Source organism: Aeromonas sp. 84A (assembly GCF_051919345.1).
GTDB lineage: Bacteria > Pseudomonadota > Gammaproteobacteria > Enterobacterales > Aeromonadaceae > Aeromonas > Aeromonas veronii.
Window position 1 is genome coordinate 3667267 of sequence record NZ_JBQBEW010000001.1, and the last position, 26533, is coordinate 3693799.

The window sequence follows — 26533 nt, forward strand, 5'->3', positions numbered from 1 at the left end:
CAAAACAAAGGGTTATAACAAGTAACGGCATATTCAAGCCGCCCCGGCAGCAGACCGGGGTGGCGACTCAATGGTGCTGGCAGAGGCGGCGCAGGGCATCGGGCCCTACCGGCTCCTCGGCGAGCAGCGGCACCACGGCGTAGCGGCTGGCGTGTTGCTGCTCGACCGCCTCGATATGGGGCAACTGGCGCTCGGCCCGCAGTTGCAGCAGCGGTGAGCTGACCGCGGCTTGCTGCAAGCTGTGGTTGATGAGCCAGCCCCAGGGCTCGATGCCGGCCCGGCGCAGATCGGATTGCAGATTGGCCGCCTCCTGCACTGGCGTCGGCTCGGGTAGGGTCACAATCAACACCTTGGTCTGTTTGGGATCCTGCAACTGCATCATGGGGGTAGTGAAGTGCAGCCCCTTGTTTCCCATCTGGCGAGCGATCTCCCTGTGGTAGGCGCCAGTGGCATCGAGCAGCAGCAGGGTGTGGCCGGTGGGGGCGGTATCCATCACCACGAAGCGCTTGCCCGCCTCGCGAATGATGCGCGAGAAGGCCTGGAACACGGCGATCTCCTCGGTACAGGGGGAGCGCAAGTCCTCCTCCAGCAACGCCCGCCCCTGCTCGTCCAGGGCCGCCCCCTTGGTGGCCAGCACCTGGGCGCGGTAACGCTCGGTCTCGGCGTGGGGGTCGATGCGGCTCACCTCCAGATGGGGCAAGCTACCTGCCAGCGTCTCGCTCAGGTGCGCGGCGGGATCCGAGGTGGTGAGGTGCACCGGCAGGCCGCGGCTCGCCAGCTCCACCGCCACGGCGGCCGCCAGCGTGGTTTTGCCCACCCCGCCCTTGCCCATCAGCATGATAAGGCCGTGACCATCGGCGGCCAGCTCGTCCACCAGCGAACTCAACTCGGGCTGGGCTGGCAGATGGGCTGACGTTGCCAGTGATACCTGCGCACCAGCATCCTGTGGTTGCAGCAGCTGGCGCAGGCTCTCGACCCCCACCAGATTGGTGGCCAGCAGCGGGATATGATCCTGCGCCAGCCCCTTGATCCCCTGCGGCATCTGGGCGAGAGCCTGTTGCTCGCGCTGCCAGATCGCCATTGCCAGCGGATCTCCGGCAATGGTGCCTTCGGGGAAGAGGCCATTGATCACCAGTTGCTGATTCAACAAGCCGATGGCGGCCAGCTCCTCATGGGTGCGGGCCACTTCCCGCAGAGTGGATTGCTGAGCCCGCGCCACCAGCACCAGACGGGTGCGGGCAGCATCTGCCAGGGCGGCGACCGCCTCGCCATACTGGCTGCGCTGCTTCTCCAGCCCCGCCAGCGGGCCAAGGCAGGAGGCATCCCCCTTGCCCTGCTCCAGAAATTCGCTCCAGGCGCCCGGCAGTTGCAGCAGCCGGATGGTGTGACCGGTTGGGGCCGTATCAAAGACGATATGGTCATACTCGGCCAGCAGCGTTTGGTCGGTCAGCAGGGCGGTGAATTCGTCAAAGGCGGCGATCTCGGTGGTGCAGGCGCCGGAGAGCTGCTCCTCGATGCTGCGCACCACGCTCTCGGGCAACTTGCCGCGCACCGGCCCGACAATCCGCTCCCGATAAGCTTTGGCCGCCGCGGGGGGATCTATCTCCAGCGCCGACAAACCGGGCACAGCGGCGATGGTGGTGACGCGATTGCCGATCTCGGTGGCAAACACCTGCCCCACGTTGGAGGCAGGATCTGTGCTCACCAGCAGCACCCGCTTGCCAATATCACACAGCGCCACCGCACTGGCGCAGGCCAGCGAGGTCTTGCCCACCCCGCCCTTGCCGGTGAAAAAGAGAAACGGCGGTGGATTGGTCTGAAAATGGTACATAGCCTCTCCCGAATGGTGCATCGCGACTCAGCAGCAACCGCTGCCAGAGCAGCAGCCACCCTTGACGATCCCCTTGATGGCCGCTTGCGGCGCTGGCAGCCCGGCATAACGAGCCAGCTCGCTGCGGCTCGGATAACGGCCGGTCAACACCACCTGTCCCTCCACCAGCACCAGCGGCAACCCCTCCTCCCCGGCGTGGGTCAGAAAAGCGCTGACGGCAGGCGTCTCGGCAAACTGCATCGGCTGCTGGGCCAGATTGAAACGCTCGATGGCAACGCCCTGCTCCTTGGCCCAGGCGAGGTCTGCTGCGAAGGTGACCAGTGCCTGATCAACCTCGGTACCGCAGACACCGCTGGAGCAGCAGAGGGCGGGATCAAAAATCTGAATGGAGGACATGGCATTACTCCTTGTTGCAGCAGGGCTGCACAGGCAGAACATGGGGGGAGCAGGCTGACTCGGCACGCATCACGCCGCACGCCTCGGGATGACCGGCGCAGCACTCCTCGGTGAGGTAGGCGATCACATCCAGCATCAGGGGAATATTGGCGCGGTAGCGCAGAAAACGCCCCTCCTGCTCCACCGACAGCAGACCGGTGTTGAGCATCGCCTTGAGGTGAAACGAGAGGGTATTGGGGGCAATATCGAGCTCGCTGGCCAGTTCACCGGCGACTCGCCCCTCCAGCCCCGCCTTCACCAGCAGCCGCCACACATCGAGCCGGATGCCGGATGCCAGCGATTCAAAGACCTTGGTGGCCATCTCTTTGTTCATCTTCACTCCCCTTGGTGCGACCTTTCATTTCAACTATACAAGAATTATTGAAATGATCAAGATACGTACTGAAACGAAGATCCGAAGTGCTGGCATCAAACCGGGCAGAAAGGGGGCTACGAGTGAACAACCGTTGAGGACGACCACACAGGGCTCATCGCAGATAAACAGACGCCCTCCAGAGGGAGGGCGTATCAGAGCGTTTGACCGGCAGCACTGTCAGCACTGTAGGGGCAATCAGACAAACGCGTGCCTTATTTGGCAGCTGGCACAGCGTTGAAGGTGAGCAGGGCCGCCTTGTTGGCATCGCTCAGAGTCAGCTGGTTGCCGTTGATGGAGTAGGTTGCCACCTTCTCCAGCTTTTGCAGGAACTCGGTCTCTTTGTTCATGGCGTCGCCGATGCACATCATGCGAGTGGAGCCCATAGCGCCCAGCGTCAAGACACCGTCCCCCTGCTTGGTGATACCGCCAAAATAGCGGTTGCAGCCACCCTTGCCCGCCACCTTGCCGTCGACCACTTGCAGGGTGAAGGTATCGCTGGTGGCGCCTTGCAGCTGCCAGCTGGATGCTTGCAGTTGAGCCATGCTGGAACCTGTTGCCATTGCGCAGCCTCCCAGTGCCAGCGCGGCCAGCAGAGTCAGTTTCTTGTTCATGGATTCACCTCTTAATTATTAGAGCCATCAATACGGCAGCCTGTTTATCATGGCTGGCGCCCATGCCAAAGGATTTTATTGTGATCTCCCTTCACTTTACTACCAGCTGGCATGTGCCATGCTTAGGCTCAGTTCCGGACCCAGGGAGGGGAAACGAATGGTCAAATCACTCATCATCACACTGCTTGCAACCTGCGCCAGCATGGCCGCACAGGCCGCCGACTGGGCAGTGGTTCAGCCGCAATCCAACCCGTCTCTCTATGTCAAAAGTTACTCGGGTGTGCTGCTCAATGGCCATAGCCATCACAGCGACAGTTTTGATCTCTGGCTGGTCAATAGCGGCTATCAGTATCCGGTGGTGGATGATGTGACCCTCTTCATGGAAGCGGGCCCGGCGGTGGCGGATCAGAATCGCACATCCGGTTTCAATATGAGTTCGGGGATACGCTACCAACTCTCTCCGGCATTCAATATCGGCAGCCAGATCAAGCATCTTGATCTCAACAAGGCCAGCACCCTGCTGGAGCTCAACTCCAACCTGCTGCTGACACCGAGACTCTCCCTCACCGCCAACTACGGGGTCAGCGCCATCACAGCCGATCAGGCGCTGAGCCTGGGGGTCGGTTTCAACTTCTGAATCAGATCAGCGGCGTGGCACTCACCACCACGCCGTTGCGATCCGCATAGACGTAATCCCCTTCGTGGATGGTCACACCGGCAAAGCTGACCACGGCCCCCAGCTCTCCCAATCCTCGCTTCTCGGTCTTGACCGGACAGGCTGCCAGCGCCTTGACCCCGAGCGCCAATGTCGCCAGGGTGCCCACATCCCGCGCCGCGCCGTGGATCAGGATACCCTCCCACCCCTGATCCACCGCCTTGACCGCCAGTTGATCGCCAAGCAGCGCACGGCGCAGCGAGCCGCCGCCGTCGATCACCATCACTTTGCCGTGACCGGGGCGGGTCACCAGATCCCGCACCAGGCTGTTGTCTTCATAACAGGAGAGCGTTACGGCGCGACCATAAAAGAGGGCCTTGCCGCCAAAATCCTGAAACACCGGGTCGGCCACTTGCAGCAAGTCGCCATGTTGATCGCAGAGGTCGGGCAGGAGATCCAGCATGATTTGATTCCTTTCAGATACATGAAGGTGTTCATTCTTTCATCAGGCAAGGTTTCTGGCAATCCAGAAGGATTCAATATTGCCCAGATAAACTGCTGATTTATCCGTCAATACTGGTGTCAACCAGAGCTGGCCATCCTCCACCCAGTAGAGAGCATTCTGGCCAAAACGCGCTGCCAGCTGACGGGCTTTTGGCAGGGATAGCGCCACCGCCAGCGATGACTCCTGCCAGCGTTCGTCCGGGTCAGATCCCCAAAATGGCCCCACCACGGGCACGTGCAAATCCACGGTCAGATGGCGCCACAGCGCCCGTTCCCGCCGCATATTGCGTCGTTCTGTGACCCACTGGCTGGCCGGATTCCAGGCTGTGATGATGGCAAAGGCAGACCAGTCTGGTGGCTCAAATGGCGCGATAAAGCAAATTTTCTTGTAGTTTTCCCACAAATTCATGTCAATCACATGTTACATTCCATTACATTTTGTAGGGGCGAAAACACGGTTCAGGCCAAGTATGATGCAGCTGTACCAGGGTTTGACCTATATCAAATCAGAGTTAAAAAGTTGCTATCTGACGGCAAAGAGTGTTGTTATGCTCCTGTTAACTGATAAAATGCGGCCACTTTCGTAATGGACGACCTTTCCAGGCTCTACTCGACCAGACTTGTCGGGAACCTATAAGTGGCACAGGGATACTTGCCGGTACTGATGCCTAATTCGCGATATTCCGACCTGACTCTCATACCCAGGATGACGTAATAAATTTTCAGGATCAGTCAGGAAATCGGTTTGAAACGCCAAAGAGTGTTAAATTTAAGATAATTAACTGATAAGAATCTGGGAATACTCATGCAAACACCACACATTCTGATCGTCGAAGACGAGCTGGTCACACGCAATACCCTGAAAAGCATTTTTGAAGCCGAAGGCTACATCGTGCTCGAAGCCAACAACGGCGACGAGATGCATCAGGCCCTCACTTCCCACACCATCAATCTGGTGATCATGGACATCAACCTGCCGGGCAAGAATGGCCTGCTGCTGGCCCGTGAGCTGCGTGAGAACGACAACATCGCCCTGATGTTCCTGACCGGTCGTGACAACGAAGTGGACAAGATCCTGGGTCTGGAGATCGGCGCCGATGATTACATCACCAAGCCGTTCAACCCCCGTGAGCTGACCATCCGTGCCCGCAACCTGCTGAGCCGCACCATGAACGTGGCTGCCGGTGGCGAAGAGAAGAAGCTGGTTGAGCGCTACCTGTTCAATGGCTGGGCGCTGGATATCAACAGCCGCGCACTGGTCAGCCCGACTGGCGACATGTTCAAGCTGCCGCGCTCCGAGTTCCGCGCCATGCTGCACTTCTGCGAAAACCCGGGCCAGATCCAGACCCGTGCCGAACTGCTGAAGAAGATGACCGGCCGTGAGCTCAAGCCCCACGACCGTACCGTCGATGTGACCATCCGTCGCATTCGCAAGCACTTCGAAAGCGTCAACGATACTCCGGAGATCATCGCCACCATCCACGGCGAAGGCTACCGTTTCTGTGGTGAGCTGGAGCAGGAATAAGCTCCCGCTACGCTGTTGATCTGAAAAGGCGCCTCGGGCGCCTTTTCTGTCTCTGCGATTTGCCTTAAAAGCTGAGAAACCGTGAGCGTGACGTCGAACGGCGCACAAGACACGCACAAGACAGATGAAAAACAAAAAGCCCACTCGCAGGAGTGGGCTTTTTGTTTTGAAGCTGGAGCGGGCAGCGGGAATCGAACCCGCATCATCAGCTTGGAAGGCTGAGGTAATAGCCATTATACGATGCCCGCCTGGCATCTGAAATTTGGAGCGGGTGATGGGAATCGAACCCACGTATGCAGCTTGGGAAGCTACCGTTCTACCATTGAACTACACCCGCGTCAGGGCTCCTACTATATGCATTTTGCCGCCGAGCGCAATGGCGCCTTTGCCACTTTTTTCAATAAATCAATCTGTTCGGACAAGGATTGAACAGACGGTTGCTTTTTCAATCAAACATTTTCAACACAGATAATTTACAAGGTTGCCAAGGCCAAACGGCAAGGATAGTCTTGCGCCACTCGACGCGAGGATGGTGGTAATGGATAAAAAAACGCAAAAACGTCTCTATGGCTGGTTGCGCAAGCAATCGAGTCACGGTCGCCGCTGGATCACGATATCCATCGCTTTTGGCCTTGGCCAGGGCATTCTTATGGTGGCGCAAGCCTGGCTGCTGGCGACCCTGTTGCACGGCTTTATCATCGAAGGCTCAACGCCTGAGCAATCCATCACGCTCTTTATTACCCTGCTGCTGGTGACGCTTGGCAAGGCGGCACTGGCCTACGGCCGGGAAGTGGCCAGTTTCAAGGCGGGCAGCGCGGTGCGCCAGACCATCCGCCAGCTGGTGCTCACTCGCTTGAGTCGCCTCGGCCCTGCCTATATCCAGCGCCGTCCGGCCGGTAGCTGGGCCAGCCTGTTGCTGGAACAGATTGAAAACATGCAGGATTTCTTCTCCCGCTATCTGCCGCAGATGGCCATCGCCGTCTTTATTCCGGTGGTCATTCTGGTGGCCGTGTTCCCGGTCAACTGGGCGGCTGGTCTGATCCTGCTGGGCACTGCCCCCCTCATCCCCATCTTTATGATCCTGGTGGGTGTGGGCGCCGCCGATGCCAACCGCCGCAATTTTCAGGCGCTGGCCCGTCTTTCCGGCCACTTCCTCGATCGCCTGAAGGGGCTGCGTACCCTGCAACTCTTTATGCGTACCCAGGCAGAAGGTGACGCCATTCGCGACGCCTCGGAAGATTTTCGCGAACGCACCATGGAAGTGCTGCGCCTGGCGTTTCTGAGCACCGCCGTGCTGGAGTTCTTCGCCGCCATTTCAGTGGCGCTGGTCGCCGTCTACTTCGGTTTCTCTTATATCGACCATCTGAACTTTGGTAGCTATGGGGTCAAAGTCACCCTCTTTACCGGCCTGTTCGTGCTGTTTCTCGCCCCCGAGTTCTACGCCCCGCTGCGAGAACTCGGTGCCCACTACCACGCCAAGGCGCAGGCCATTGGCGCTGCCGAGCAGCTGCTGGAGTTCCTTGAAGCCGAGGTGAGCGAACCGGCCGCAGGCACGGCGCCGTTCCATGCCGACAGCCCGGTCAAGGTAGAAGCAAAAGGCCTTGAAGTGCTGAGCGCCGAAGGCAAGGTGCTGGTCGGCCCCATCGACTTCACTTTGGAAGCCGGTTCGCGCACCGCCCTCATCGGCGTCAGCGGCGCAGGCAAAAGCTCGCTGGTCAACGCCCTGCTTGGCTTTGCCCCCTATCGCGGTGAGCTCAAGGTCAACGGGCAGGAGCTTGCCACCCTCGACATGAGCCAGTGGCGCCTGCAACTGGGCTGGCTCTCGCAAAACCCGCAGCTGTTCCACGCCTCCTTGCGCGACAACCTGCTGCTGGCCAAGCCAACGGCCAGCGATGCCGAGCTGGAAGATGCCCTGAAACGGGCACAGGCGTGGGAATTTGCCATGGAGAAGGGGCTCGACTATCCGGTCGGCGATCAGGCCGGCGGCCTCTCGGTCGGTCAGGCTCAGCGCCTCGCCCTGGCGCGAACCCTGCTCAAATCAACCCAGCTGATGGTACTCGATGAACCGACAGCCAGTCTGGATCGCCACTCCGAGCGCGCCATCATGACCACCCTCGAGCAGGCGATGGCTGGCCAGACCCTGCTGATGATCACCCACCGCCTCGACCAGCTCACCAAGATGGACAAGATAATGGTGCTGGCCCACGGCCAGCTGGTGGAACAAGGCAGCTTCCAGCAACTTAGTTCTGGGCAGGGGCCTTTTGCCCGCCTGCTCTCCCAACGTTCCGGAGGTTCTCTCGATGAGTGATCTGTTGCCGTTTCTGCGCCTCTATCGCCAACACTGGCTCAGCCTCACCATTGGTTTGCTGCTGGCGCTGGTGACCCTGGCCGCCGGCATGGGGCTGCTCTCACTCTCCGGCTGGTTCCTCTCCGCCGCCGCCGTGGCAGGGATGACAGTTGCGACGACCCATGCCTTTAACTACATGACCCCCGCGGGCGGGGTACGCTTCTTCTCCATCGTCCGCACTGCCGGTCGCTGGGGTGAGCGGGTCGTGAGCCACGACGCCACCTTCCGGGTACTGACCCGGTTGCGGGTCTGGTTCTGGCAGAAACTCTCGCCGCTCTCCACCGGTACCCTGGCCGGTTTCCGTCAGGCGGATCTGCTCAACCGACTGGTGGCCGACATCGATGCGATGGACCACGTCTATCTGCGGCTGATCACCCCCATAGGTGCGGCCCTGCTCAGCACCGCCGGACTGGTCTTCTTCTTGTCGTTTTTTGACAGTCGCCTCGCCCTTACCCTGGGTGCCATTCTGCTGTTTGGCATGATTGCACTGCCGCTGGTGTTCTACTTCCTCGGCCGTCGCCCCGGTCAGGCGCTGATTGCGGAAAAATCAACCCTGCGTACCCGGATGGTGGACTATCTGGATGGTCAGGCCGAGCTGCAGATGTTTGCCGCCGCCCCCAAGGCGCTGGTTGAGCTGCAACAAGCCGAACAGGCTCTGCTTGCCGCGCAGGCCCGCATGGCCAAGGTGAGCGGGCTGGCCAACTTCTCGGTGCAACTGCTGAGCGGCTGGACCCTGACTCTGATGCTCTGGCTGGCCGGTCATGGGGTAGCGGGTGCGGCGCCCGACCCCATCACCGCACTGATGGTCTTTGCCACCCTGGCAAGCTTCGAGGCACTGATGCCGCTGGCGGGGGCTTTCCAGCACCTCTCCACCAGCCTCACCTCGGCACGCCGCCTGAACGAGATCCTGCAAGAGGCCAAAGCCCCCGTGTGGGGCGACGAGCAGACCCATGCCACCGTTGGTGCGCTGCAGATCAATGACCTCTATTTTGGCTACCCCGGCAACCCCCAGCCGGTGCTGCGTGGCTGCACCCTGCAACTGCACGCCGGTGAGAAGCTGGCGCTGCTGGGCCAGACCGGCTGCGGCAAATCGACCCTGATGGGGCTGCTGGCCCGGGAGTGGAGCCCGCAGGCTGGCAAGATCCTGCTCGATGGCAAGCCGCTCACCGACTACAGCGAAGGGGCGCTGCGCGCCTCCATCTCGGTGGTGAGCCAGCGGGTGCATCTGTTTGCCGATACCCTGCGGGGCAACCTCAAACTGGCCGCCCCGACCGCCACTGACGAGCAGCTGATTGCGGTGCTGACCCAGGTCGGGCTGGCCAATCTGCTGGAAGATGAGGCGGGCCTCGACGCCTGGCTCGGTGACGGCGGCCGCCCCCTCTCCGGTGGCGAGCGCCGCCGTATCGGTATCGCCCGCGCCCTGCTGCACGATGCGCCGCTCTGGCTGCTGGACGAACCGACCGAAGGGCTAGACAGCCAGACCGAGCGGGAGATCATGGAGCTGCTGTTCCGGCTCGGGGCAGATCGCACCTTGCTGCTTATCTCCCACCGCCTGCTGGGGATGGAACAGATGGACCGGATTGCCCTGATGGAAGAGGGACAGATCCGCCTCTGCGCCCCTCACAACGAGCTGCTGGCGGATGATTACTACCGCAGCCTCTATCAGCGACTGGCTCCTGTTTGATATCAGGCTGATATCAGCCTGATGGGGGTCACACCCTGACAAACGGGCGCAAAACGGGGCTGGTCGCCGCAGGCGGCTGGCCCCTATAATGTCCCCCTCATTATTCAACAAGATGCCGACATGGAGCGCCTGCGCATTTCTACTGTCCTCATCACCGACACAAGATACGAGACGATGAAACGCCTGATCCTGATGATGCCCCTGATTGCCTCCGGCTGTGCCAACTACGCCTTCAACAGCAATCTGGATAAAGAGAACTTCGACGAATACTTCAAACCCGGTAGCGTGCGCATCTATGAACAGGATGAGCTGGCTGACCTCAACTACCTCTACCTCGGCACCATCGAGGGGGAATCCTGCCAGGCCGATGCCAACCAGCCGGTGCCCAACGCAGGTGAAGCGCGCACCCTGGCCCGCCGCCGCGCCGCCGACATGGGTGGCAACGGCGTCACCATCGACAAGTGCGCCGAATTCAGCGACACCCCGGGCTGCCTGAAACAGGTGATCTGCTACGGGCAGGCGCTGAAAGTGGCCGAAGAGAAGTAACCCGCTGTCATGGCCCTCGCTATCGTTCGCCTTGGCAGCCCGCGCCTGCCCGATGAGGGGCTGCGGATCGGCACGGTGCGCCGCCCACCCCGCGGCGTCCCCAAAAGCGAATTTGCCAGCCAGCATTGGTACGATGTCTGGTTTCCCAACCTTGCTCCCAGCAGCGAGACCATGAAGCTGGGGCAGGCAGCCGAGACACCCGCCCAGTGGGCAGCGTTTGGCAAACAGTACAAGGCCGAGATGGCGCAACCTGCCGCCAGGCATGATCTGGCGCTGCTGGCCGCCCTCTCCCACACAGCCAATCTGTCGGTGGGTTGCTACTGCGAGCAGGAGTCCCGCTGCCATCGCACCATTTTGAAAGAGCTGCTGGTAGCCGCGGGGGCCGCCATCCGCTAACTCGGTGAGCGACAACGATGGGATGGGGAATCGCGTCAGCCTGTATTCGGCAACCATCAGACATTGGATAGACAGAGAGGGCATCCCGCGGGATGCCCTCTCTCGTTGTATTCACACCTGCCGCGCCACGCTCGGCAGCAGCGGCTCGATGCACCCTCTCCTATTGCAGACTGGGCTCCAGCAACTGCTGCCGTAGCGAAGTCTCCTCGGCCTGAGTCATGGCATTCTCCGCCACCCCGGCGGCAGGCTCGATGGCCAGCCAGTGGGCAAGGTCGGCGGCGGTCTCCTCCAGCGGCCGAAAGTTCAATCCCTTCACGATGGCCGCCTCGGCGCTTATAGAGCCGTAACCGGCAAATTCCGCCTGCGCGCAGGGCAGCAGGGTGGGATAGCTCTGCCAGGGTTCGATTCCAGCCGCCATCAGGGTCGACCAGGGCAACCACTCGGGCTGGATGGGGCAGGCGGGCTGCAACCGGGCGCTCAGCCGCTCCAGCCAGTCGCAGAGGGTAATGCCGGGTTTGAGCAGGTTGAAGATGCCCGATAGCTGCTGCTCGGCCGCACGCAACACAAACTCGGCACAGTCGCGCACATCGAGATACTGCAAGCGATCCTCGCCACTGCCCGGCAGCAACCAGGGCCCGCCCTGCTGCACCCGCTTAATCCACCAGGCCATGCGCCCGGTAGGATCATGGGGGCCGCACAACACGCCCGGGCGCAGGATGCAAAGCCGCTCGCCCCAGCGGGCACGATACGCCTGCTCGCACAACACCTTGAGCGGGCCATAGTCAGTGGGCATTTCCCCTTCGGGGATAGGGTGCAGCGGCGCCGACTCATTCATCTCGGGCATTGAGAAATCGCGATAGACGCTGATGGTGGAGATAAAGATGAGCCGCGCGCAGCGCCCGAGCAAAGCTGCCGAGAGGCTCGCCGCCTGCTCGGGGCGATAGCAGCAGGTATCGATGACGAGATCCCACTGCAAACTGGCCCCTTGCAGGGCGATCAGGCTCTTGTCCCTGTCGCCGGTGAGCTGCACCAGATCGCGCCAGTCCGGATGCTGGTGCAGGCCGCGATTGAACAGCGTCACTTCATGGCCCCAATCCAGCGCCAGCGCGGTGAGGTGGCGCCCCAAAAAGCCGGTGCCACCGATAATCAGCAGTTTCATCCCTCTCCCTCCCCCTTCGGCGCATGTGCGCACATTTCATCCTGACACGCCAGTTGCCTCCACCCTACGCAACTTGGCGCGCGGGCACAGCCCCCGACTGGCCGGGATGGGACAGGGATCACGGCAGCGCCGCAGAAATTGGCGTAGCGAGGCCAAGCCTGCGTTTTGGGGCCGCCTGTGCTAAATTGCCGGGGTTTTCAGTCAGGATCCGCCATGAAGTTCGAAATCGACACCCTCGGGATCATCCGCTCTCCCTACAAGGAGAAGTTCGCCATCCCCCGCCAGCCCGGTCTGGTCAAATCGGCCCGCGCCCGCCTCGAGCTGCTCCCCCCTTACGATCAGCCGGATGTGCTGCGCGGCATCGAGCAATTCTCCCATCTGTGGCTCAGCTTCGTCTTTCACCAGACCATGGCGCAGGGCTGGCACCCGACGGTGCGCCCGCCGCGCCTTGGCGGCAACGAGCGGGTCGGCGTCTTTGCCACTCGCTCCACCTTCCGCCCCAATCCGCTAGGTCTCTCGGTGGTCGAGCTGCACGGGATCGGCCGTGAGCGGGGCAAGCTGTGGCTGGAGCTGGGGGCAGTGGATCTGCTCGATGGCACCCCCATCGTCGATATCAAACCCTACATCCCCTATGCCGACAGCCTGCCGGATGCCCGTGGGGGCTTTGCCCCCGACGCCCCCACCCCACCACTGGCGGTGAGCTTCACTGCCGAGGCCGAACAGCAGTTGCAACCCTGGCTCAAGGCCCATCCCGAGCTGCGCCAGCTGGTGAGCGAAGTGCTGGCGCAAGATCCGCGCCCCGCCTACAAGAAGGGCAAACCCGATGAGAAGGAGTACGGGGTGCGGCTGTTTGACTGCAATGTCCGTTTTCGCATCAGCGAGCCGGATTGCGTGGTGATGGCCATCGAGCCCGCCTGAACCTGGGCGGGCCGACATCACTGATGCTATTTCACGCCTTCTTCACGTCACAAGGGGCTTAATGAGCCTGTAAATTGTGTGGCATTGATCAGACTATCCACCCGGTTGCCAGTGATACCATGCAGACAGCAGAGGGCATCTCCTCTCTGACTGATGCCAGCAGCAGGCTATCGATGTATGGCAAGCATGGTAGCCCGGCTGTTGCCGCCAAAGGATCTGGCCTCGCTCCGACACGTTTGAGTGCGGGGATGCCACACGGATGTGACAGCACTTCGAAGGAAGAAACCTATGCTGATGAACAGTGAACAACGTTATGGCACCCTGAATATCGGGCTGCACTGGCTGACCCTGTGGGCCATGATCGCCGTCTACGCCCTGATCGAATTTCGCGATATCTTCCCCAAAGGGGACCCTGGCCGGGAGCTGATGAAGGAGTGGCACTTTATGCTGGGGCTGCTTATCTTCGCCCTGGTGTTTGTCAGACTGGCCCTGCGCTGGATGAGCCCGACGCCGCGTATAGTGCCCGAGCTCTCCCCGATCATGCACAAGCTGGCAAAACTGGCCCACCTCGCCCTCTACGGTTTTCTGATTCTCACCCCGCTGTTTGGCTGGCTGCTGCTGAGCGCCGCGGGCAAACCCATCCCCTTCTTCGGGCTTGAGCTGCCTGCCCTGCTCTCCCCAAGTCCAGACCTCAAGGGGCTGATCAAGGAGGTGCACGAGACCCTGGGTAATATCGGTTACGCCCTGATAGGCCTGCACACGGTGGCGGCCCTCTATCACCACCATATTCTCAAAGACAACACCCTCACCAATATGCTGCCGCCGCGCCGCAGCTAACGGGTGACGGGGAAATGCAGAGGGGGCCATCGTGGCCCCCTCTCTGTTTTCCTGAACAACCGTCATCTGCACCGCTGGCAAACGACATCACGCCTGCTTGGCCAGCTCCTCGGTCGGCTTGCCTTTCGGCTCGTGCGGCAGCTTTTTCACATTGCTCTTGCTCTCCGGCTGCTTGCTCCCGGACGCACTGTTTTCAGACAAGGCTTGCAACACGGGATCGGCCTTGCTGGCCACGGTGGGTTGGGACTGGCCAACAAAGTTGCCGCCCTTGCATATGGAGAGACTGCCCCCCTTGAAGATCCCCTGCATCTTGCCGCTCTCCAGGATCTCCACCTCGGCGGAGGTGCACGTCCCCTCCAGCAGGCCATTGATGATCACGTGGGGCGCACTCACCTCTCCCTCAACGCTACCACCCTGCATGATGCGCAGCACACCACCGATGAGCTGGATGGTGCCATTGATCTGACCGCGCACCTCCAGATCCCCCTCCACCTGCAACTCGCCCTTGAAGCGGGCACCGGCTGCAATCACAGTGGCCCCGGCCGACCCAGTAGCCGCACCACCTTTGTTTCTTCCAAACATCCGTACTCTCTCCACCAACCACACAAGCAGAACCAGCGGCATCGGCGCCACTGGCCACAGAAAACAGGGCGACCCCAGCACGTAGAGCAGCAAGGCTGCCCCCCAGCAGAGCCAGACAATATAGAGGAGGTCGCTGCGCTCACGCTGTTGCAGTCGCGCCAGCAGCCTCCCGGCCATCTCTCTCATCACATCAAACCTTTCGCAACATGGCTGCCGACCAGCATGCCATCGACAACCCGGACCATGGTTAAACGACCAGTTGGCGCGAACACTGAAGTCCCGTTGATTCAGTCCCGATACAGCCGGGATGCATTAGGATTCGAATTGACTCGAAGCGACATACACTTTCTAATTGACAGCCTGGATCCCTATGACCGCTCACATCATGAAAATTCTGTTGGTCGAAGACGACAAGCTGCTCAATCACCACCTCTCCTCTCTGCTGACCGAAGCCGACAATCAGGTCTACAGCACCGACCAGGCCGGGATTGCACTGCACTACGCCGCCGACTATCCCATTGATGTGGCCATCATCGACCTCGGTCTGCCCGATATGGACGGCCTGCAACTGATCCGGCAACTGCGTGAACGGCAGATCCCCTTCCCCATCATTGTGCTGACCGCCCGTGGCAACTGGCAGGACAAGGTCGAAGGACTGGAAGCAGGTGCTGATGACTATCTGGTCAAACCGTTCCAGAAAGATGAGCTGCTGGCCCGACTCAATGCGCTGGTGCGCCGCAGCGCCGGTTTTATCTCGCCCAGGGTGAAGGCCGGTGATTACGAGCTGGATCTCTCCCGCAAGGAGCTGACTATCGCCGGTGAAGTAGCGGTGCTCACCAGCTTTGAATACCTAATTCTGGAGTACCTGATGCGCAATGCCCGTCAGGTGGTCTCCAAGCAGCAACTGCTCGACCAGCTCTACGGCGACGGTGAAGGGGACCCCAACACCATCGAGGTGATGGTGAGCCGCCTGCGCAAGAAGCTGGATCCGGAAGGGACGATTCAACCCATCTCCACCATCCGGCGTCAGGGTTACATCTTCAACCTCTCCTGTAACTGATGCAGTTTCATCTGCCGCGCCCCATCAAGATGATCCGCAGCTCACTGCACATCAAACTGCTGCTCAGCTCGCTGCTGGTCATCGCGCTGATCATGGGGTTTGCCGTCTACGCCCTCTATCTTGGCCACGTCGAGGAGCAGACCCAGAAGGCCAGCGCCCGGATGCAGGAGAACCTGGCCAAGCTGTTTTCCTCCACCGAGCCGGATGACAAGGGGTCGAACGTCGAGCTGGGGCGGATATCCCGTGGTGCTGGGGATCGCAACCTCGATACCCTGATCTGCCGCGCCGATGGCGATCTGGTCTGGTCGAGCCTCCATATGCCAGAGGTGATCAAGGCCAAACAGACCATCTGCGGCGACCTGATGAAGTATCTGGGGGGGATGGATCTCGACTACTTCTTCAAGAAGCACACCATCAAGAACGGAGAGAGCTACTTCGTCTACAGCCTGCGGTTTATCCGCAATCCCGGCAGCGGCACCACCGCCTACTACGTGGTGATGATCGACTCGGCCAAACGCTATCACGAAGAGTCCCGCACCTATCTCTACCAGACCGCCAAACAGGCGCTGCTCGCCTACATGCTGCTGGCCGGGCTGCTGCTGCTCACCACCTTCTGGAGCCTCAGCTCCCTGCGCACCATCGCCCGTCAGATCGACGATATCCGGGCTGGCAAGCGCGATGACCTCTCGAGCGATTTTGAACGGGAGCTGGCCCCGCTGACCGACTCCATCAACCAGCTGCTGGAGAACGAACGCCAGCAGACCCAGCGCTACCAGCACGCCCTCAACGATCTCGCCCACAGCCTGAAAACCCGGCTGGCGCTGATCCAGATCACCACCCGTGAAGTGAAGCTGGGGCGGGAGATCCACGACAACATCAACGAGCAGATCCTCACCATGGATCAGATGATCCAGTATCAGCTCAGACGGGCCGTGACCGGCCGCCAGCGCCTTGCCAGCAAGGGCACCGAGCCGGTGCCGCTGATTGAAAAACTGCTGGCCAGCCTGACCAAGGTCTATCGCCACAAGAAGCTGCAAACCCACTTCAAGTTCGACGATGACGCCCTCTTCCACGGCGAACAGGGCGACCTGATGGAGCTGATGGGTAACCTGCTCGACAACGCCTGCAAGTTTGCCATCAGCGAAGTGAAGGTGACGGTGCGCCGTCATCTCGAGCGGCTGCGCATCGAAGTGGAAGATGATGGCCCGGGTATCGATCCGGCCAAATCGGAACAGATCTTCCAGCGCGGCGTGCGGGCAGACAGTTCACCCGGTCAGGGCATAGGACTGGCGGTGGTGACCGAAATTGTCCACAGCTACGGCGGCCAGATCCGGGTCGATGAATCCCCCCTCGGCGGCGCCCGCTTTACCCTGGACTTGCCCTGATCGGCATTGCCCTACCCAGCCTAGCCAGTGATGGCCCCACCACAAGGCCCCCAACCTCGGGGGCCTTGTCGTTTCTGCCACCCAAGTTGTTTTAATTTATTGATCCGGCATTGATTCTCGCCCCTCTACCCTTCCACCACCGGCTTCAATCGGTATCATGGTAGCGCGGCACAAAGCTGCTTCCGGAGCCACACCATGAGCATTCGCTGTCAGAAGGGAGTTATCCGCAGAACATGGGTTAAAAGCAGCACACCGGGAACTGTAACTTGGGGGCGGTAGCGTTTCGAATAGAAAATATGAGCGACCTCAAATGAAAACTAGAAATACATACAACTTATTAGTGATAACTTAATGTAAGCTCCTATCTTTAGCTTATGAGGAAAGTAATGGACGCAGAAAAAATAATATTATCAAGTGGTGACCACGAAATATTATTATCTATTTCTCCTGATTGGCCAATGATTATCATTACCGGTTTAATTGGTATTGGTAGTATTTTTACTTCTATCTTAGTCGGCCGAATAAGCCGACAAAATCAGCAGGCTCAAAACCTAGCAAAAAAAGCAGAATTAAGGCAGGCATGGATAAATGAGTTACGACAAAACATATCTGATCTTATTAGCATAGCTGCAATGATTGCCGTTAGGAAAAATTTGGATGATGATTTTCAAAACAATGAATCGTTTTATCAATATCACTCCCAATTAATTTCTGTCAGAACAAAGATACATCTAATGCTTGACCCCAATAAAGAATACTCTAAGATAATAAAATCTTTAATTAAAGATGTGTATTCTGAATCAGTAAAAAAAGACGGTACAACTAAAGATTTAAATGTCTATCGTATTGCACTTGAAGAACAATCACAAAAGGTGCTTGAAAAAGCATGGATGGATATTAAGTCTGAACTAAAATGAGATGTTTTCCACATGTAAAACCGAATTAAAGTATTCATTTTAGAACCATGAAATTAATTCATTTGTGCCGAATCGTTTAAATCCATGATAATTAAACATATAACCAACAAACATTAGTTACATATTTATATAGTATTTACGACTCAGGCAATCTTTGCATTTAATAAAAATATTGTGAGGTATATTATCTCGTTAACATGCCGAAAGCCAATTTTCAATTATTATAAATATCCACAACTCAGGGATAAAATATGGGCAAAGTGATTTTACAGGGATTTATTATTGTGCCTCTCTCCGAGCTTGCGATAGTCAAGAGCGAGCTTGATGCCCATATTCGTTTAACTCGTGCGGAAAAAGACTGCCTGATCTTTGAGGTGACTCAAGACCCTCTCAATCTCTGCAGATTCGATGTCTATGAAGAGTTTACTGAGCAGGCGGCTTTTCAAGCGCACCAAGCCAGAGTCAAATCCTCCCGCTGGGGGAAAATAACCGTCAATGTCGAGCGACACTATACGGTAACAGGGATTGCATAAATCACAGCCTTGCCATTTTGGCCAAGGTGGCGAACCGGGAGTGGTGCAGAACTCTCCCCCCTCTCGCTACCACGAATGCCGATTACGCTGCGCTGATCGAGCCTGCGTTACTTCCACCCTTTGTTATTAAGGCCACTATGATCCGCCCATTATTAACAACCGATCTGGATGCCGCCGTCGAGCTCTGGTATCAGGCATCGGTACAAGCCCACGACTTTATTCCCGCCGCCTTTTGGCATGAGCAACGGGCAGCGATGCGGGACATCTATCTGCCCGCCAGCAAGAGCTGGGGTTATGAGGAGGATGGACAGCTACTGGGCTTTATCTCTTGGTATCAAGGGTCTATTGCCGCCCTGTTTATCTCCCCAACTCACCAATCACACGGGCTGGGTCGCCAACTGCTCGAACACCTCAAAGCCCAATATGATCGACTCGAGTTGACGGTCTACGCCGAAAATAAGCAGGCGCGGCGCTTCTATTCCCGCAACGGTTTCAAAGAGGGTGAGCAGCAGTTGTGCGAGCATAGCGGCCACCCCGAGCTGGTGATGCATTGGCAACGGGGATAAGCGGAGCGCCAACATAGATGGCCGCCCGCCTTGGCCGGTATTGGGCCGCCTTGAATGCCATGGCGGCATTCTCTACAATGACCCACTTTTTATTCATTTCGGGTTATATCGATGAGCGATACCAGCACCAAACCGGCTCTGCCGGATCACCTCTCCTGCAATCCCCGCAGCCCTCACTATGTGGCCGCCTGCTTCGAGCACCCGATCGGTATTCGCCTGAACGGCAAAGAGCGCACCGATGTCGAGGAGTACTGCATCAGCGAAGGTTGGGTGAAGATCCCCTCCCCCAAAGCGCTGGATCGCCGTGGTCAGCCCATCCTGATCAAGCTCAAGGGCACCGTTGAAGCCTTCTACAGCTAATCAGCGCGCTGCTGCTTGATAAACAACAAGGCCACCCTCGCGGTGGCCTTGTTGTTTCCGGTATTGGTGCTGGCGTCAGCGTTATCTAAGCGGCACCCACCAGCCCACATTTCTCGCTGGGTAGCTCTTATACCCCCAAGCGGTCGCGCAGGGTGTACCAGGCGGCGCCCGCAGCGGTGAAGGGGATGCGGAACAGGCGGCCACCCGGGAAGGGGTAGTGCGGCAGTTTGGCAAAGGCATCGAAGCGCTCCGCCTGACCGCTCAGCACCTCGGAGAGCAGCTTGCCCGCCAGATGGGTACAGGTGACGCCGTGGCCGCTGTAGCCTTGCATGTAGTAGATGTTGTGACCGATGCGGCCAAACTGCGGCAGGCGCGACAGGGTGAGCAGGAAGTTGCCGGTCCAGGTGTACTCCACCTTGACGTCGGCCAACTGCGGGAAAGTCTTGAGCATCTTGGGGATGATCAGCCGCTCGATGTCCGCCGGATCCCGCGCCCCGTAGACCACGCCGCCGCCATAGATGAGCCGGTGATCGCCGGAGGTACGGTAGTAGTCGAGCAGGTAGTTGCAATCCTCCAGACAGTAGTTCTGTGGCAAGAGTGAACGGGCCCGCTCCTCTCCCAGCACCTCGGTGGCGATCACCTGGGTGCCGCAAGGCATGCTCTTGCTGGCCAGTTCCGGCACCAGATTACCGAGGTAGGCATTGCCCGCCACCACCACAAAGCGCGCCTTCACCGCCCCCTTGGCGGTCTTGACCAAGGCTGGCAGCCCCGGGGTGATACTGGTGACGGCGGACTGCTCGAAGATCTGCCCCCCCTGGATGCGGATGGCTTCAGCCTCCCCCAACGCCAGATTGAGGGGGTGGATATGGCCGCCGCTCTTGTCGAGCAGGGCGCCGACGTAGCGATCGCTCGCCACCACCTCGCGCACCCCCTTGGCATCGAGCAGCTCCAGCTGCTCATTGCCCCACTTCTCCCAGCGCGCCTTCTGCGCCTTGAGCTCGTGGAACTGCTTCTCGGTCTCGGCGGCAAAGACGCCCCCCTCCTGCAGATCGCACTGGATGTTGTAGCGCTTGATCCGCTCACGGATGATCTGGCCCCCCTCAAACAGCATGGAACCGAGCAGCCTGGCCTGATCCGGCGGGCAGTTCGCTTCTATGGTGTCGATGTCGCGGCTGTAGGAGTTGACGATCTGGCCGCCGTTGCGGCCGCTGGCGCCAAAGCCGACTCGCGCGGCCTCCAGCACCACCACCTTGTAGCCCTTCTCTACCAGATGCAGGGCGCTGGAGAGGCCGGTATAGCCCGCCCCGATGACACAGACATCGCACTCCAGCTGTTCGGTCAATGTCGGGTAGGGCGCGTGTTTATTAGCACTGGCTGCGTAGTAACTGTTTACATGTTCGGTCATGATCCCTGTTTCCTTACCGGTTCGGTTGCCAAACTACTGTCAGGATTAAAAGCTCGTTGGGGTGTGGGCGCTGACGATGCGACAGGTCTCCCCCGACGGATTGCTGAAGCTGTGGGGCTCGCCGGTGTCGATCACATAGCTGTCGCCCGCCTCCAGCTGATAACTCTGGCCCGCCACCGTCAGGATCACCGACCCCTCCAGCACGGTGCCGACCTCTTCCCCCTGATGGGTCACCTGACCGCCGGTGTCGGTGCCGGGGGGATAGGTCTCCAGCATAAAGCCGAGCTGGCGGCGGTTGTTGCCGTTGTGCACCAGCTTGAGGGAGACCCCCTGACTGCCCAGCTCGATAAGCTGATCAGCCTTGATCACCACCTCCGGAGTGCGGCTCTCCTCCTCGGCGAAAAAGCGCGACAGCGGCAGGCCATAGATGGTGAGCAGCTTTTGCAGGGAGGCGACCGAGGGGCTCACCTTGTCCTGCTCGATCATGCAGATGGCGCCGTGGGTAAGGCCGCTCAACTCGGCCGCTCGCCGCTGGGAGAGCCCCAGCTGATGGCGTACCGCCGCCAGCCGTTCCCCCATGGTGCGCGCCCCGGCGTCAGCCGCACTCAACGGTCGAGCCACGCTCTCCCGGCTCTGCGGCCCGCTCACCGCAAGCCTCCTCTTGCTGCGCTATCTCTGCATCCTTGCATCATCAGCCTCTCCTGCTTGCGCGTGATCGCATCGGATCAGGCGCTGCCTGTTTACCCTGCTGGTTAAAATAGCCAACCAGCTTTCCCTTGCCGTTCACTATGTTACACAGCACAGCCGTTCATTATTTTGCACACCTGATTTACCATCTCCCGGTCGTCTGCCCACATGCCGCCTGCAAGCGAACCGGAGAAAGCGCGCTACACAGCCCATTTTCTAGCATGGCGCCCCCCAGCAATTCAAATATATTTAACACTTGAAAAACATTTCAGCTCAAATTATGGTCTTCTTGTGCTTATTATTTTATACGGCAGCGGCGCAGGAAGGGTCGGCTCACTCCGGCAACCAGCTGCTCTGACCCACACTCGAGGCTTCTCATGTCAGGAACAACATCCCACTCCAGCTTGATCACATCCCGCGCCTATATAGATGGACAGTGGTGCGAGGCCGCCAGCGGCCGCACCTTCGAGGTCACCAACCCCGCCAGCGGTGCCGTCATTACCCAGGTGCCCGACATGGATGCCGAGGATACCCGCCGCGCCATCGCAGCCGCCCACGCGGCGCAACCCGCCTGGGCGGCGCTGACCGCCAAGGAGCGCAGCAACAAGCTCTACGCCTGGTTTGCCGCCATCACCGCCCACAGCGACGAGCTGGCCCGCATCATGACCTGCGAGCAGGGCAAGCCGCTGGCGGAAGCAAAGGGCGAGGTGGCCTATGGCGCCAGCTTTATCCAGTGGTTCGCCGAGGAGGGCAAGCGCGCCTATGGCCGCACCATCCCGGGCTTTAGCGGCGATCGCCGGTTGGCCACCATCAAGCAGCCGGTCGGGGTCGTCGCCGCCATCACCCCGTGGAACTTCCCCATTGCCATGATCACCCGCAAGGCGGGCCCGGCGCTGGCCGCCGGTTGCACTATCGTCATCAAGCCAGCCGCCGAAACCCCGCTCTGTGCGCTGGCGCTGGCGGTGTTGGCCGAGCAGGCGGGCATCCCCGCCGGTGTCATCAATATCGTCACCAGCCATCAGGCGAGCGCGGTGGGCAACGAGCTGTGCAGCAATCCGGTGGTGCGCAAGCTCTCCTTCACCGGCTCTACCCGCATAGGCAAGCTGCTGATGCGCCAGTGCGCCGACACCATGAAGAAGCTGTCGCTGGAGCTGGGCGGCAATGCTCCCTTTATCGTCTTTGACGACGCCGACCTCGACGCTGCGGTGGCCGGGGCGCTCGCCTCCAAATACCGCAACGCCGGGCAGACCTGCGTCTGCGCCAACCGCATTCTGGTGCAGGCCAGCGTCTATGACGCCTTCGCCGAGAAGCTGACTGCCGCCGTCAAAGCCTTCAAGGTGGGAGATGGCATGGCGGAAGGCACCCAGATCGGCCCGCTCATCAACCCCGCCGCCGCCAGCAAGGTGGCCGAGCTGGTGCAGCAATCGGTCGCCGCCGGTGCCGAAGTGCTGCTGGGGGGCGAAGCTCACCCTGCCGGCCCCCTCTTCTACCAACCCACCATTTTGGGCAAGGTGGATAAAACCAACCCCATCCTGCAGGAGGAGATCTTCGGCCCGGTCGCCCCGCTGGTGCGCTTCGAGACGGAAGCCGAAGCCATCGCCATTGCCAACGACACCCCTTATGGCCTGGCCGCCTACTTCTATGGCCGCGATATCGCCCGGGTGTGGCGCGTCGCCGAGCAACTGGAGTACGGCATGGTCGGCATCAACGAGGGGATCATCTCAACCGAGCTAGCCCCCTTCGGCGGGATCAAGGAGTCGGGTCTGGGTCGGGAGGGTGCCGCCGAGGGGCTGGAGGAGTATCTCGAGACCAAATACCTCTGCTTTGGCGCCATTCGCTAGGGCTGCAACAGAGAGACAAGGCGCCGCCGATCTGGCCCGATGGGCTGATCGGCGGTGATGGGCGCCAAAACGCCTGCCACATTTTCAGGGAATATCGGGGGCTGCGGCCCCTCAGGGAGGAAAGATGAGTCAGTCAGAATCAAACAAGGCGTGGCAAGCGCGCCGCGAAGCGGCCGTGGTCAACGGCGTTGGCACCCTGCTGCCGGTCTTCATCGACCGTGCGCAAAATGCCGAGTTGTGGGATGTGGAGGGCAACCGCTACATCGACTTTGCCTCCGGCATCGCCGTGCTCAACACCGGTCACAACCACCCCAAAGTGGTGATGGCGGTGCGCGATCAGCTGGAAAAGTTCAGCCACACCTGCTTTCAGGTCACCCCCTACCCCGGCTATATCGAGCTTGCCGAAAAGCTCAATGCCCTGGTGCCTGGCCCGACCCCGAAACGCACCCTGTTTCTCTCCACCGGCGCCGAGGCGGTCGAGAACGCCATCAAGATTGCCCGCGCCCACACCGGCCGCAGCGGCACCATCGCCTTCAAGGGGGGCTTTCACGGCCGCACCATGATGGGGATGGCGCTCACCGGCAAGGTGGTGCCCTACAAGACCGGCTTTGGCCCCTTCCCGGGGGAGGTCTACCACATCCCCTTCCCCGCCGATTATCTGGGGGTGAGTGAAGAGGATGCCCTGCACGCCCTCGAGCTCTGCTTCAGCGCCGATATCGAGCCGAGCCGGGTGGCAGCCATCATCATCGAGCCGGTGCAGGGCGAAGGGGGCTTCTATCCCGCCTCCCCGAGCTTTATGCAGAAGCTGCGCAGCGTCTGCGACCAGCACGGTATTTTGCTCATCTGCGACGAGATCCAGAGCGGTTTTTGCCGCACCGGCAAAACCTTCGCCACCGAATATGCCGGCATCGAGCCGGACATCATGACCCTGGCCAAGAGTCTGGCGGGTGGCTTCCCCCTCTCCGCCGTGGTGGGCAAGGCGGAGATCATGAACGCGGCCAAACCGGGTGGTCTGGGTGGCACCTATGCCGGTTCCCCCATCGCCTGCGCCGCCGCGCTGGCGGTCTTGCAAGTGATCGACGAGGAAAAACTCAACCAGAAAGCGCTGGATCAGGGGGAGCAGATCAAGGCGGGGCTGGAACGCATAGCCGAGCGTTTTGACTGCATAGGTCAAATTCGCGGCCCCGGTGCCATGGTGGCCATGGAGCTGGTGAAACGGCGTGATGCCAGCCAGCCCGATCCCGACCTCACCAAACGTCTGGTGGCCGAGGCGGGCAAACGCGGTCTGGTCCTGCTCTCATGCGGGGTGCGCGCAAATGTCATCCGTTTTCTCGCCCCCCTGACAGCCCCTGCGGCAGTGATTGACGAGGGGTTGCAACTCCTTGAAAAATCACTGGAGGCCGTGCTGGCCTGACCAGCAGGAAAGTGACCACTCACCTGTGCAAATAAATGCAATTTTGCCCCCTTTTTTTCTTGTCAAGGGGGCCCTGCAAATGCACAATGCGCCGCCACTGAAAGAACCGATGTAAAACAACGGCATCGGTTCTTTTTTAGACAGTGAACACACCCATAAACGAGGCCGGATCACCCCCGGAAAAGATAGCGAGATTGGCAGCAGTCTCCCGACACCAAGTCTAGTGAGGAACAACATGGGGCATCTCAATGCTTTCCAACCGGCCATGGCCGGTGTGCGCCGCCCTGGCGCCCTTGATTCCCGGGCCTCTCTCCCGGTTTCGTTGATGGACCGTGCCACTCTGGCACTGCATGAGGAACATGCATAATGGCGGCCCAGCAGGTTGGTCTGAAAAAGACCCTCAAACTGTGGCAGGTCGTGGTTATGGGACTGGCGTACCTCACCCCCATGGCGGTGTTCGACACCTTCGGCATCGTTACCGAGATCACCGAAGGCCATGTGCCGACTGCCTACCTGTTTGCCCTCATCGGCATGCTGTTCACTGCCCTGAGCTACGGCCATCTGGTGCGCAAGTTCCCGTCAGCCGGCTCTGCCTATACCTATGCCCAGAAGGTGTTTCACCCCTATGTCGGCTTTATGGTGGGCTGGACCTCCCTGCTCGACTACATGTTCATGCCGATGATCAACATGCTGCTGGCCAAGATCTATCTGGAAGCCCTCTTCCCGAACGTAGAGCCCTGGACCTATATTTTCGGTCTGGCGGCGGTGATGACCGCCCTCAACCTGCGCGGCATCAAGCTGGTGGCCAACTTCAACAGCCTGATCGTGGTGATGCAGTTCAGCATCATCGCCATCTTCATCGGCCTGATCGCCTGGGGCGTTCACAATGGCGAGGGGCTGGGGACCGTGGCCAGCAGCCGTCCCTTCTTCTCCGAGCAGATCCAGGTGTCACCGCTGTTGATGGGGGCCTCCATCCTCTGTCTGTCGTTCCTCGGTTTTGATGCCATCAGCACCCTGTCGGAAGAGACCCCGGACGCGGATCGGGTGATCCCCCGCGCCATTGTGCTGACGGCGCTGATCGGCGGTGTGCTGTTCGTCACCACCTCCTACTTCCTGCAGCTCTACTTCCCGGACATCTCCCGCTTCCAGCATCCGGATGCGGTACTGCCGGAGATCGCCCTCTATGTCGGCGGCAAGCTGTTTCAGGCGGTGGTGCTGGTCTGCACCACAGTAGCGGTGCTGGCCTCGGGGCTCGCCTCCCACGCTGGTGTATCGCGCCTGCTCTACGTGATGGGTCGTGATCGCGCCCTGCCTGCCCGCTTCTTCGGCTACATCCATCCGAAGTGGCAAACCCCGGCGTTCAACGTGCTGCTGGTCGGCCTGCTGGCCCTCTCTGCGGTGTCGCTGGATCTGGAGATGGCGCTGGCGCTGATCAACTTCGGCGCCCTGGTGGCCTTCACCTTCGTCAATCTGGCGGTGATTGCCCACTTCTATGTGAAGCTTGGCCGCAACAAGTGTCTCAAGGATCACCTGATGTACCTGCTGTTGCCGCTCTGTGGCGCCGCCTGCATCGGGGTACTGTGGCTCAACCTCGAGCCCTCCTCCTTCGAGCTGGGGCTGATCTGGGCGGCGCTGGGGGCCATCTACCTGTTCCTGCGCCTCACCGTGTTCCGCATCCCGCTGCATACCGCCGACAAGGTGGAGATCGCCCAGTAACCGCTGGCGCCCCTCCCCCCGATAGAGAACAAGGAGCCTGCGGGCTCCTTGTTGTTTTTGCGGTGCTCTGGTGGCCAGCAGCACGGGTTGCCAGAAATGCGGTTTCTGCAGGAAGTGTGACTGATTTCAAATAACTACCCAGCCGGACTGCTCCCCGTGCCATGGCCCGAGCCGCGTCGCCTCTTATCCTCAGTCATTAATATGAATGGATATGCAACCACTCTTTTTCCACTTCACCCCCTC

At 59.9% G+C, this 26533-nt stretch carries 27 protein-coding genes and 2 tRNA genes; 17 read left to right on the plus strand and 12 right to left on the minus strand.

Features of this window, described 5'->3' with window-relative positions:
* Positions 1 to 67: 67 nt before the first annotated feature.
* The 4 genes from arsA to ACTG20_RS16555 all read right to left on the minus strand — a co-directional run bounded on the left by arsA (position 68) and on the right by ACTG20_RS16555 (position 3253).
* The gene (gene arsA / locus ACTG20_RS16540; RefSeq protein ID WP_194495852.1) at positions 68 to 1831 is read right to left on the minus strand and encodes an arsenical pump-driving ATPase; all 1764 of its coding nucleotides are present in this window, start codon (positions 1829 to 1831) and stop codon (positions 68 to 70) included.
* A 27-nt stretch (positions 1832 to 1858) separates the two neighbouring features.
* Positions 1859 to 2227: an arsenite efflux transporter metallochaperone ArsD gene (gene arsD / locus ACTG20_RS16545; RefSeq protein ID WP_005347398.1), complete on the minus strand. Its 369-nt coding sequence runs from the start codon at positions 2225 to 2227 to the stop codon at positions 1859 to 1861.
* A 4-nt stretch (positions 2228 to 2231) separates the two neighbouring features.
* Positions 2232 to 2600, minus strand: coding sequence for an ArsR/SmtB family transcription factor (locus tag ACTG20_RS16550; protein ID WP_042054961.1), 369 nt, complete (start codon positions 2598 to 2600; stop codon positions 2232 to 2234).
* Positions 2601 to 2854: 254 nt separating this feature from the next.
* Positions 2855 to 3253, minus strand: a complete 399-nt coding sequence (locus ACTG20_RS16555) for an META domain-containing protein (RefSeq protein WP_139746412.1) — start codon at positions 3251 to 3253, stop codon at positions 2855 to 2857.
* A 157-nt stretch (positions 3254 to 3410) separates the two neighbouring features.
* Here ACTG20_RS16555 and ACTG20_RS16560 point away from each other — a divergent pair, with 157 nt between their 5' ends.
* The gene (locus tag ACTG20_RS16560; RefSeq protein ID WP_005359117.1) at positions 3411 to 3890 is read left to right on the plus strand and encodes a hypothetical protein; all 480 of its coding nucleotides are present in this window, start codon (positions 3411 to 3413) and stop codon (positions 3888 to 3890) included.
* A 1-nt stretch (position 3891) separates the two neighbouring features.
* Here the strand turns inward: ACTG20_RS16560 and ACTG20_RS16565 are convergent, their stop codons facing one another.
* Both ACTG20_RS16565 and ACTG20_RS16570 read right to left on the minus strand, forming a co-directional pair.
* Positions 3892 to 4371 carry a putative 4-hydroxy-4-methyl-2-oxoglutarate aldolase gene (locus ACTG20_RS16565; RefSeq protein ID WP_194495851.1) on the minus strand — a complete coding sequence of 160 codons (480 nt, stop codon included), beginning with the start codon at positions 4369 to 4371 and terminating at the stop codon, positions 3892 to 3894.
* 42 nt (positions 4372 to 4413) lie between these two features.
* Positions 4414 to 4821 carry a DUF3293 domain-containing protein gene (locus ACTG20_RS16570; RefSeq protein ID WP_194495850.1) on the minus strand — a complete coding sequence of 136 codons (408 nt, stop codon included), beginning with the start codon at positions 4819 to 4821 and terminating at the stop codon, positions 4414 to 4416.
* A 396-nt stretch (positions 4822 to 5217) separates the two neighbouring features.
* Here ACTG20_RS16570 and arcA point away from each other — a divergent pair, with 396 nt between their 5' ends.
* Positions 5218 to 5937 (plus strand): two-component system response regulator ArcA, encoded by a 720-nt coding sequence (gene arcA, locus ACTG20_RS16575; protein WP_005338193.1) that lies wholly within the window; start codon positions 5218 to 5220, stop codon positions 5935 to 5937.
* A 173-nt stretch (positions 5938 to 6110) separates the two neighbouring features.
* On the opposite strand, the gene ACTG20_RS16580 is transcribed toward arcA, so the two are convergent.
* Positions 6111 to 6185 (minus strand) — tRNA-Gly (locus tag ACTG20_RS16580).
* Between the two features lie 15 nt (positions 6186 to 6200).
* Positions 6201 to 6274, minus strand: a tRNA-Gly gene (locus tag ACTG20_RS16585).
* Positions 6275 to 6475: 201 nt separating this feature from the next.
* Here ACTG20_RS16585 and cydD point away from each other — a divergent pair.
* The 4 genes from cydD to ACTG20_RS16605 all read left to right on the plus strand — a co-directional run bounded on the left by cydD (position 6476) and on the right by ACTG20_RS16605 (position 10910).
* A complete protein-coding gene (gene cydD / locus ACTG20_RS16590; protein WP_194495849.1) occupies positions 6476 to 8245 on the plus strand; it encodes a heme ABC transporter permease/ATP-binding protein CydD in 1770 nt (589 codons plus the stop codon).
* Positions 8238 to 9968: a heme ABC transporter ATP-binding protein/permease CydC gene (gene cydC, locus ACTG20_RS16595; protein WP_439987822.1), complete on the plus strand. Its 1731-nt coding sequence runs from the start codon at positions 8238 to 8240 to the stop codon at positions 9966 to 9968. The genes cydD and cydC overlap by 8 nt, the downstream gene beginning before the upstream one ends.
* 174 nt (positions 9969 to 10142) lie before the next feature.
* The gene (gene rcsF, locus ACTG20_RS16600; protein ID WP_013723982.1) at positions 10143 to 10514 is read left to right on the plus strand and encodes an Rcs stress response system protein RcsF; all 372 of its coding nucleotides are present in this window, start codon (positions 10143 to 10145) and stop codon (positions 10512 to 10514) included.
* Between the two features lie 9 nt (positions 10515 to 10523).
* Positions 10524 to 10910 (plus strand): DUF488 domain-containing protein, encoded by a 387-nt coding sequence (locus ACTG20_RS16605; RefSeq protein ID WP_194495847.1) that lies wholly within the window; start codon positions 10524 to 10526, stop codon positions 10908 to 10910.
* Positions 10911 to 11070: 160 nt separating this feature from the next.
* Here ACTG20_RS16605 and ACTG20_RS16610 read toward each other — a convergent pair whose 3' ends face one another.
* Entirely contained in the window at positions 11071 to 12069 is a 999-nt protein-coding gene (locus tag ACTG20_RS16610) for an NAD-dependent epimerase/dehydratase family protein (protein ID WP_439987824.1), read from the minus strand.
* Between the two features lie 213 nt (positions 12070 to 12282).
* Between ACTG20_RS16610 and tsaA the strand changes: the two genes are divergently transcribed.
* Both tsaA and ACTG20_RS16620 read left to right on the plus strand, forming a co-directional pair.
* The gene (gene tsaA / locus ACTG20_RS16615; protein ID WP_439987825.1) at positions 12283 to 12987 is read left to right on the plus strand and encodes a tRNA (N6-threonylcarbamoyladenosine(37)-N6)-methyltransferase TrmO; all 705 of its coding nucleotides are present in this window, start codon (positions 12283 to 12285) and stop codon (positions 12985 to 12987) included.
* Between the two features lie 288 nt (positions 12988 to 13275).
* Positions 13276 to 13824, plus strand: coding sequence for a cytochrome b (locus ACTG20_RS16620; protein ID WP_265784195.1), 549 nt, complete (start codon positions 13276 to 13278; stop codon positions 13822 to 13824).
* Between the two features lie 87 nt (positions 13825 to 13911).
* On the opposite strand, the gene ACTG20_RS16625 is transcribed toward ACTG20_RS16620, so the two are convergent.
* Complete coding sequence (locus tag ACTG20_RS16625; RefSeq protein WP_265784196.1) at positions 13912 to 14592, minus strand: bactofilin family protein; 681 nt, start codon at positions 14590 to 14592, stop codon at positions 13912 to 13914.
* Positions 14593 to 14791: 199 nt separating this feature from the next.
* Between ACTG20_RS16625 and ACTG20_RS16630 the strand changes: the two genes are divergently transcribed.
* From ACTG20_RS16630 to ACTG20_RS16655, 6 genes are all read left to right on the plus strand, one after another.
* The gene (locus tag ACTG20_RS16630; RefSeq protein ID WP_041201856.1) at positions 14792 to 15466 is read left to right on the plus strand and encodes a response regulator transcription factor; all 675 of its coding nucleotides are present in this window, start codon (positions 14792 to 14794) and stop codon (positions 15464 to 15466) included.
* Positions 15466 to 16851, plus strand: coding sequence for an ATP-binding protein (locus ACTG20_RS16635; protein WP_005338217.1), 1386 nt, complete (start codon positions 15466 to 15468; stop codon positions 16849 to 16851). The genes ACTG20_RS16630 and ACTG20_RS16635 overlap by 1 nt, the downstream gene beginning before the upstream one ends.
* Before the next feature lie 386 nt (positions 16852 to 17237).
* Positions 17238 to 17768: a hypothetical protein gene (locus ACTG20_RS16640; protein ID WP_236290036.1), complete on the plus strand. Its 531-nt coding sequence runs from the start codon at positions 17238 to 17240 to the stop codon at positions 17766 to 17768.
* Between the two features lie 251 nt (positions 17769 to 18019).
* A complete protein-coding gene (locus tag ACTG20_RS16645; protein WP_194496460.1) occupies positions 18020 to 18301 on the plus strand; it encodes a putative quinol monooxygenase in 282 nt (93 codons plus the stop codon).
* A gap of 137 nt (positions 18302 to 18438) precedes the next feature.
* Positions 18439 to 18867: an N-acetyltransferase gene (locus tag ACTG20_RS16650; RefSeq protein ID WP_194496461.1), complete on the plus strand. Its 429-nt coding sequence runs from the start codon at positions 18439 to 18441 to the stop codon at positions 18865 to 18867.
* Between the two features lie 111 nt (positions 18868 to 18978).
* Positions 18979 to 19227 carry a DUF3297 family protein gene (locus tag ACTG20_RS16655; RefSeq protein WP_005338226.1) on the plus strand — a complete coding sequence of 83 codons (249 nt, stop codon included), beginning with the start codon at positions 18979 to 18981 and terminating at the stop codon, positions 19225 to 19227.
* Positions 19228 to 19354: 127 nt separating this feature from the next.
* Here ACTG20_RS16655 and ACTG20_RS16660 read toward each other — a convergent pair whose 3' ends face one another.
* Entirely contained in the window at positions 19355 to 20632 is a 1278-nt protein-coding gene (locus tag ACTG20_RS16660) for an NAD(P)/FAD-dependent oxidoreductase (protein WP_439987827.1), read from the minus strand.
* 45 nt (positions 20633 to 20677) lie between these two features.
* The gene (gene puuR / locus ACTG20_RS16665) at positions 20678 to 21280 is read right to left on the minus strand and encodes an HTH-type transcriptional regulator PuuR (protein WP_194496462.1); all 603 of its coding nucleotides are present in this window, start codon (positions 21278 to 21280) and stop codon (positions 20678 to 20680) included.
* Positions 21281 to 21696: 416 nt separating this feature from the next.
* On the opposite strand from puuR, the gene ACTG20_RS16670 reads away from it, so the two are divergent.
* The 3 genes from ACTG20_RS16670 (at position 21697) to ACTG20_RS16680 (ending at position 26290) form a co-directional block, all read left to right on the plus strand.
* Positions 21697 to 23160: an NAD-dependent succinate-semialdehyde dehydrogenase gene (locus ACTG20_RS16670; protein WP_194496463.1), complete on the plus strand. Its 1464-nt coding sequence runs from the start codon at positions 21697 to 21699 to the stop codon at positions 23158 to 23160.
* 124 nt (positions 23161 to 23284) lie between these two features.
* Entirely contained in the window at positions 23285 to 24574 is a 1290-nt protein-coding gene (gene gabT / locus ACTG20_RS16675; protein WP_194496464.1) for a 4-aminobutyrate--2-oxoglutarate transaminase, read from the plus strand.
* A gap of 366 nt (positions 24575 to 24940) precedes the next feature.
* Positions 24941 to 26290, plus strand: a complete 1350-nt coding sequence (locus ACTG20_RS16680; RefSeq protein WP_005359067.1) for an APC family permease — start codon at positions 24941 to 24943, stop codon at positions 26288 to 26290.
* Positions 26291 to 26533: the final 243 nt, after the last annotated feature.

What these genes read in the sequence shown, in the direction of transcription:
- arsA (WP_194495852.1), bottom strand. Translation starts at nt 1,831, where the DNA reads ATGTACCATTTTCAGACCAATCCACCGCCGTTTCTCTTTTTCACCGGC.
- arsD (WP_005347398.1), bottom strand. Translation starts at nt 2,227, where the DNA reads ATGTCCTCCATTCAGATTTTTGATCCCGCCCTCTGCTGCTCCAGCGGT.
- ACTG20_RS16550 (WP_042054961.1), bottom strand. Translation starts at nt 2,600, where the DNA reads ATGAACAAAGAGATGGCCACCAAGGTCTTTGAATCGCTGGCATCCGGC.
- ACTG20_RS16555 (WP_139746412.1), bottom strand. Translation starts at nt 3,253, where the DNA reads ATGAACAAGAAACTGACTCTGCTGGCCGCGCTGGCACTGGGAGGCTGC.
- ACTG20_RS16560 (WP_005359117.1), top strand. Translation starts at nt 3,411, where the DNA reads ATGGTCAAATCACTCATCATCACACTGCTTGCAACCTGCGCCAGCATG.
- ACTG20_RS16565 (WP_194495851.1), bottom strand. Translation starts at nt 4,371, where the DNA reads ATGCTGGATCTCCTGCCCGACCTCTGCGATCAACATGGCGACTTGCTG.
- ACTG20_RS16570 (WP_194495850.1), bottom strand. Translation starts at nt 4,821, where the DNA reads ATGAATTTGTGGGAAAACTACAAGAAAATTTGCTTTATCGCGCCATTT.
- arcA (WP_005338193.1), top strand. Translation starts at nt 5,218, where the DNA reads ATGCAAACACCACACATTCTGATCGTCGAAGACGAGCTGGTCACACGC.
- cydD (WP_194495849.1), top strand. Translation starts at nt 6,476, where the DNA reads ATGGATAAAAAAACGCAAAAACGTCTCTATGGCTGGTTGCGCAAGCAA.
- cydC (WP_439987822.1), top strand. Translation starts at nt 8,238, where the DNA reads ATGAGTGATCTGTTGCCGTTTCTGCGCCTCTATCGCCAACACTGGCTC.
- rcsF (WP_013723982.1), top strand. Translation starts at nt 10,143, where the DNA reads ATGAAACGCCTGATCCTGATGATGCCCCTGATTGCCTCCGGCTGTGCC.
- ACTG20_RS16605 (WP_194495847.1), top strand. Translation starts at nt 10,524, where the DNA reads ATGGCCCTCGCTATCGTTCGCCTTGGCAGCCCGCGCCTGCCCGATGAG.
- ACTG20_RS16610 (WP_439987824.1), bottom strand. Translation starts at nt 12,069, where the DNA reads ATGAAACTGCTGATTATCGGTGGCACCGGCTTTTTGGGGCGCCACCTC.
- tsaA (WP_439987825.1), top strand. Translation starts at nt 12,283, where the DNA reads ATGAAGTTCGAAATCGACACCCTCGGGATCATCCGCTCTCCCTACAAG.
- ACTG20_RS16620 (WP_265784195.1), top strand. Translation starts at nt 13,276, where the DNA reads ATGCTGATGAACAGTGAACAACGTTATGGCACCCTGAATATCGGGCTG.
- ACTG20_RS16625 (WP_265784196.1), bottom strand. Translation starts at nt 14,592, where the DNA reads ATGAGAGAGATGGCCGGGAGGCTGCTGGCGCGACTGCAACAGCGTGAG.
- ACTG20_RS16630 (WP_041201856.1), top strand. Translation starts at nt 14,792, where the DNA reads ATGAAAATTCTGTTGGTCGAAGACGACAAGCTGCTCAATCACCACCTC.
- ACTG20_RS16635 (WP_005338217.1), top strand. Translation starts at nt 15,466, where the DNA reads ATGCAGTTTCATCTGCCGCGCCCCATCAAGATGATCCGCAGCTCACTG.
- ACTG20_RS16640 (WP_236290036.1), top strand. Translation starts at nt 17,238, where the DNA reads ATGGACGCAGAAAAAATAATATTATCAAGTGGTGACCACGAAATATTA.
- ACTG20_RS16645 (WP_194496460.1), top strand. Translation starts at nt 18,020, where the DNA reads ATGGGCAAAGTGATTTTACAGGGATTTATTATTGTGCCTCTCTCCGAG.
- ACTG20_RS16650 (WP_194496461.1), top strand. Translation starts at nt 18,439, where the DNA reads ATGATCCGCCCATTATTAACAACCGATCTGGATGCCGCCGTCGAGCTC.
- ACTG20_RS16655 (WP_005338226.1), top strand. Translation starts at nt 18,979, where the DNA reads ATGAGCGATACCAGCACCAAACCGGCTCTGCCGGATCACCTCTCCTGC.
- ACTG20_RS16660 (WP_439987827.1), bottom strand. Translation starts at nt 20,632, where the DNA reads ATGACCGAACATGTAAACAGTTACTACGCAGCCAGTGCTAATAAACAC.
- ACTG20_RS16670 (WP_194496463.1), top strand. Translation starts at nt 21,697, where the DNA reads ATGTCAGGAACAACATCCCACTCCAGCTTGATCACATCCCGCGCCTAT.
- gabT (WP_194496464.1), top strand. Translation starts at nt 23,285, where the DNA reads ATGAGTCAGTCAGAATCAAACAAGGCGTGGCAAGCGCGCCGCGAAGCG.
- ACTG20_RS16680 (WP_005359067.1), top strand. Translation starts at nt 24,941, where the DNA reads ATGGCGGCCCAGCAGGTTGGTCTGAAAAAGACCCTCAAACTGTGGCAG.